Origin of the sequence: Parvibaculum sp., assembly GCF_049672805.1 — a bacterium.
In the GTDB taxonomy this organism is placed as follows: domain Bacteria; phylum Pseudomonadota; class Alphaproteobacteria; order Parvibaculales; family Parvibaculaceae; genus Parvibaculum.
The window spans coordinates 1-1,726 of sequence record NZ_JBATWS010000089.1; the positions used below are offsets into that span (position 1 = coordinate 1).

2 protein-coding genes and 1 pseudogene are annotated in these 1,726 nt (G+C 60.4%); all 3 read left to right on the forward strand.

The genetic code is table 11. The features are described 5' to 3' along the window. Positions 1–253, forward strand: a pseudogene (locus tag WBF74_RS02850) (monovalent cation/H+ antiporter subunit D family protein); the annotation flags it as partial. After that, on the forward strand, positions 250–543 hold the full coding sequence (locus WBF74_RS02855; RefSeq protein WP_424434878.1) for a hypothetical protein: 294 nt from the start codon (positions 250–252) through the stop codon (positions 541–543). The pseudogene WBF74_RS02850 and the gene WBF74_RS02855, both read left to right, overlap by 4 nt. Then, positions 536–1,726: proton-conducting transporter membrane subunit (locus WBF74_RS02860; protein WP_424434881.1), on the forward strand; the 1,191-nt coding region annotated here is incomplete at its 3' end. The genes WBF74_RS02855 and WBF74_RS02860, both read left to right, overlap by 8 nt.

Sequence of the window (1,726 nt, forward strand, 5' to 3'; positions counted from 1 at the left end):
CCACCTCATCATCATCGGCGTGCTTATGCTGAGTTCGCTGCTGAATGTCGCCTATTTGCTGCCGATCCCGGCCCGCGCTTTCTTCGCACCATCAAAACAGGGTGACGAAGACGCAATCCGCAAGGAAGCACCGCTCTTCTGCCTGCTGCCCATCTGTTTTGCGGCGCTTGGCTGCATCGCGCTTTTCTTCATCGTGGGCGGCTTCTACGAATATCTGTTGAGCATCCCCATTCTGCCGGAGAGCCTGCCATGACCGGCCTCACCTCAAAGCGCGCTGGCCGCTGGGCAACCTGGTTCCTCATCCTGTGCTGCGCCGCGCTGACGGCGCTGGACTTCACGCTGCATAAACATGGTGCCTTCGCGCTGGAAGACGGGCGGATTTTCTATGGCTGGTTCGGCCTGCTTGGCTCTGTCGCCCTTGTGATCGTGGCGCGCCTCGTCGCCCCGTTCCTGCGGCGGAACGAGGATTATTACGCGCCGCATGCCACCGCATCGGAAGAGCACCCGGAAAGTGATCTCGGTCGGGAGAAGGCCGATGCCTGAATTTCTGACACCCGCCCTTCCTTATATCACTGCGGCATTCCTCATCCCCTTCCTGCCGCAAGGCTGGCTGCGCAACATCTTCATGGCTGCCGCACCGCTTGCGGGCATTGCCATTTTCTGGGGCTTGATGCCTGGCCAGTACAATGCCTTCAACGTGATGGGCATGCAGATCGGCCTGATGCGGATAGATGCACTATCCACGCTTTTCGGCCTCGCCTTCTCGTTCGCCGCCTTCATCATCGCGCTATATGCCTGGCGCGTGCAGGACACGATCCAGCAGGTCGCAGCACTTCTTTATGCAGGCGCGGCCATCGGCGCGGTATTCGCGACAGACATCATCACCCTCTTCGTCTTCTGGGAAGGCACGGCGATTGCTTCCGTCTTTCTCATCTGGGCGCGGCGCACGGAAGGCTCCTTTGCAAGCGGCATGCGCTATCTGATCGTACAGGTCGGCTCCGGCGTCATCCTGCTTGCTGGCATCGTGCTGCACTACCGCGAGACAGGCAGTATCGCCTTCACCGCGATGGAGCTTGGCAGCCCGGCTACATGGATCATGCTCACCGCCATCGGCATCAAATGCGCCTTCCCGCTGCTCCACAACTGGATGCATGACGCCTATCCCTCGGCAACAGTCACCGGCACGGTCATCCTCTCCGTCTTCACGACCAAACTTGCCGTCTATGCGCTGCTTCGCGGCTTTCCGGGAACGGAACTGCTCATCTATGTCGGTGTCGTAATGGCGCTGTTTCCGATCCTCTTTGCGCTGCTCGAAAACGACCTTCGCCGCCTGCTCACCTATTCGCTGAACAGCCAGCTTGGCTTCATGGTGGTCGGTGCGGGTATAGGCACGCCCCTCGCCATCAGCGGTGCGGCCGCCCATGCGGTCGCTTCGATCTTCTATCAGGGGCTTCTTTTCATGTGCGTCAGTGCCGTGCTTTACCGCACCGGTACGGCACGGGCGACAGCGCTTGGCGGGCTATACCGCACCATGCCGCTCACCACACTCTTCTGCCTCGTGGGTGGTGCCTCGATTGCGGCCTTCCCGTTCTTCTCGGGCTTCGTCTCCAAATCGCTGATCCTGAGTGCGACGGGTGAGGAGCAATATTTTTATGTCTGGCTCGCCCTGCTGCTCGCCTCTGCGGGTGCCTTCCTCCATTCGGGATTGCGGCTTCCCTATCTCGCC